We start from the raw sequence: 3,913 nt of genomic DNA on the forward strand, positions 1-3,913 counted from the left end.
GAAGCCATTATTTATATTTGTAAAATATTTCAAAGTAATATATACTATCTAATGTTAAAAATAATAAAATCATGGAGGGATTATGAAAAACAAATTTTTAAAGATGTTAAGTCTTTCTTTAATGTTAATTTTTGAATTTACTGCTTGTCAATCAAAAGATAATTCAAAAGAAACAACATCAAAAGAATCTACAAAAACAGAAGAAAAAGTAGACGACGCTAAAAAGTTTGAAGGAAAAACATTGAACGTTGTTGCTACAAGCGACAAATACGTAAAATTATTTGACAAGTTTACTGAAAAAACAGGAGCTAAGGTTGAATTCTTATCTATGTCAAGTGGTGAAGTTTTATCAAGAGCAAAAGCTGAAGGTAAAGCCATGGCTGATGTATGGTTTGGAGGCGGTATCGACGCTTTCATGAAAGCTAAATCAGATGATATGTTAGAAAAATATGAATCTGAAGCTTTGAAACAAATTCCAGACGATTACAAAGACAAAGATGGTTATTGGTTATCAAAAGGAATCACAGTTGTTGGCTTCTTAGCAAATAACGAAGTATTAAAATCTAAAAACTTAGAAGTTCCAAAAACTTGGGATGAATTAGCAGATCCAAAATACAAAGGCGAAGTAATCATGAGCGATCCTTCAATCTCTGGTACAAATTATGCAGCAGTTAAAGGATTATTGGACAAATACGGCGAAGAAAAAGGTTGGGATTATTTATCTAAATTAAATGATAACATCAGTTTCTACGGCAAAAGAGGAAAAGATCCTCAAGAAAAAACAGCAGCTGGGGAATTTGGAATTGGTATTATTCCAGTTGACAAATCAGCGTTTGATACAGCAAAAGACAACAGCTTAACTGTTGTATATCCTGAAGATGGTATTCCATGGGTTCCAGAAGGAGTAGCTATTTTCAAAAATTCACCTAACACTGAAGTTGCAAAAGCATTCATCGATTTCATGTTGGAAGATGAATCTTTACAAATGTTAGCAGAAATAGACGGAAAAGATTCTAACCAAATGGTTAAAGACGGAATCAAAGGTCTTGATTTAGGTTTGAAAAAAGAAAACTTAATAAAACAAGATTTGTCTACTTTTGGTGAAAAGAGAGAAGCTATTTTGAATAAATTCTCAGAATTTGTAAAAAGTAAGTAATTTAATAGGGAGAAATTGAAAAATTTCTCCCATTTTACTAGCACCTTAACGGGTGCTTGTTTTATATGGAGTAAATCATGAAAATATTAGATAAATTTATAAAATACATAATTTTCGCACTAATATTCGTGTTTATTGGACTTCCATTTTTGTATGTATTTAAAGAAGCATTCACTGCAGATGGAGGCAATTCAATAGATTTTATATTAAATGTATTTAAAGAGAACAAAAATCTGTTTGTGAATTCAATTACTGTTGGTTTTATTGTATCGGTTTTAACGACTGTTTTTTCTGCAATAATTGGATTGTATTGCTTTTTGAGTGGTAAAATCCATCAAAAAATCATCAGTGCAATTTTATTGGTGACGATGATTTCGCCTCCTTTTGTAACAAGTTTGTCTTACATAAATTTATTCGGTAGAAGAGGGTTCATCACGTACAATTTGTTAAAATTAAACACCAATCCTTATGGAATGACGGGAATTATATTAATGGAAACGTTGGGATTTTTGTCGTTGAGTTGTTTAATGGTTATATCTTATCTTAATAATTTGGATACAGCTTCTATCAATTCAGCAATTGATTTGGGTGCGAATACGAATCATGTAGTAATCGATATTTTAATTCCACAATTAAAAAATACATTGATTTCTGTGTTTTTCCTCACATTTATTCGTTCGATTGCGGATTTTGGAACTCCTGCAATTATAGGTGGTAAGTTTAACGTTCTGGCAAGTGAAGGATACATGTCGGTCATTAGCAAAGGAGATATTAAAACTGCCGCAGTTATAAATATAATGATTTTGATTCCTTCTGTTATTATGTTTATCATTTATTCGAAGTCTATGAGAAAAAGCAATATCAATTCTAATTCTTCACAAAGTGCAATTATTGACAAAAAATCTGCTGTATTTTATTTCTTGTGCGTTATCAGTGTGTTTTTGTTGAGTTGGCTTGTGATTCAATATGCATCAATTATTTTGTCGGCATTTACGAAAATGAAAAACAACGAACTTATATTTACTTTGGAAAACTTCAGAAATTCCAAATCTTACATTACAAACACTATAACAAGAAGTATTGTGTACTCATTGATTAGTGCATTTTTTGGAAGTATGATAGGGCTTTTGATGGCATACTATTCTATAATCAAGAAGAGTAAGGTGATTAAAATTGCAGATTATATCTCAAATTTGCCATATATTTTGCCAGGAACTTTCTTTGGGTTGGGATATTTATTGGCATTCAATCACAAACCATTGCTTTTAGTAGGAACGAGTGCAATTGTGGTTTTGAATGTTTTATTCAAACAAATGCCGTTTTCAACAAAAGTTATGAACAGTCACGTATTATCAATCAGTGAAGATGAAATTAATTCTGCACAGGATTTGGGTGCAAATTTTATTTATGTTTTTAAAGATATTGTGCTTCCTCTTACCAAAAAAGGATTTACAGTGACATTTATCAACGCATTCACAGCTACTATGACTACAATAGGTTCTATTATTTTCTTGGTTTATCCAGGTCAAAAAGTTTTAACGCTTGTGATGTTTGATGTTATAAACAGTGGCAATTACAATATAGGTTCAGTGATTGCGTTAATAATAATTTTGATATGTCTTGTTGTAAACGGTGGATATTATTTGTTAACAAAAATAGGAGATAAAAAATGATTTTGAGTGTTAAAAACCTTACTAAAATTTACGAAGATAAAACAGTAGTCGATAATGTGGAATTTGATTTGGAAAAAGGGAAAATGTTGTGTATTTTGGGGCCTTCAGGTTGTGGCAAAAGCACGATACTAAACATGATAGGTGGCTTTGTGAAGCCAAATTCCGGACAAATTATTTTGGATGGAGAAGATATCACTCGTTTGACAGCAGAAAAAAGAGATATAACAACTGTATTTCAATCTTATGGGCTTTTTTACCACATGAATGTGTTCAAAAATGTCGCTTATGGTTTGAAATTCAAAAACATGGACAAATCTAGTATTGAGAAAAAGGTCAACGAAATGATAGATTTGGTAGGCCTAAAAGGTCATGAGAAAAAAATGATTGATGAATTATCTGGCGGTCAAAGACAAAGAGTTGCCCTTGCGAGGTCATTGGTTTTGAGTCCGAAACTTTTATTATTGGACGAGCCTTTGAGTAACTTGGACCAAAAATTGAGAGTTAGCATGAGACTTCTTATAAAAAATATCCAAAAAAATTTGGGAACTACGATGATTTTTGTAACTCATGATCAAAATGAAGCTTTTGAATTGGCTGACGATATTATTTTGATGAATAAAGGTAAAATTGAACAACATTCCTATCCTTTGGATATCTACAGAAATCCGAAAAATAATTTCGTGTTGAATTTTATCGGTGATAAAAATATTTTTGAAGGATATTACGTTAGACCAGAAGATGTAAAAATTTCAGACCAAGGAGAAGATGGTATTATCAAGGATATTGTGTTCCAAGGCTCAAGCGTAAAAGTTGAGATACAATTAGATGACAAAACTATCGATTCTTATATGCTCAACAATGATTTTAAAAATGAAATTGGAGATAAAGTAAAAGTTATATATTCTAAAAGAAAATTACCGACAAATTAGAGTAAAACGCTTGAAATTTGGGTAAAATATAGTATAGGGAAAAATAAAGGAGGCAACATGGGTAGAAAAAAAGTTTCTGAATATCCTTATACTATTCAAGAATTGAAAGAGATTACGATTCGCCAATTACAAGAAAGAGGCGTTGAGATAGAAGA

General features: G+C 31.1%; 3 protein-coding genes. All 3 read left to right on the forward strand.

The window, feature by feature from the left end:
* Positions 1 to 82 precede the first annotated feature (82 nt).
* The 3 genes from KHW44_RS07230 to KHW44_RS07240 all read left to right on the forward strand — a co-directional run bounded on the left by KHW44_RS07230 (position 83) and on the right by KHW44_RS07240 (position 3,758).
* On the forward strand, positions 83 to 1,156 hold the full coding sequence (locus tag KHW44_RS07230; RefSeq protein ID WP_304067772.1) for an ABC transporter substrate-binding protein: 1,074 nt from the start codon (positions 83 to 85) through the stop codon (positions 1,154 to 1,156).
* 77 nt (positions 1,157 to 1,233) lie between these two features.
* Positions 1,234 to 2,829: an iron ABC transporter permease gene (locus KHW44_RS07235; protein ID WP_304067775.1), complete on the forward strand. Its 1,596-nt coding sequence runs from the start codon at positions 1,234 to 1,236 to the stop codon at positions 2,827 to 2,829.
* Positions 2,826 to 3,758, forward strand: coding sequence for an ABC transporter ATP-binding protein (locus tag KHW44_RS07240; protein ID WP_304067778.1), 933 nt, complete (start codon positions 2,826 to 2,828; stop codon positions 3,756 to 3,758). The genes KHW44_RS07235 and KHW44_RS07240 overlap by 4 nt, the downstream gene beginning before the upstream one ends.
* Positions 3,759 to 3,913 lie beyond the last annotated feature (155 nt).

The sequence above is a fragment of the Finegoldia magna genome (genome assembly GCF_018371055.1).
Classification (GTDB): Bacteria; Bacillota; Clostridia; order Tissierellales; family Peptoniphilaceae; genus Finegoldia; species Finegoldia magna_I.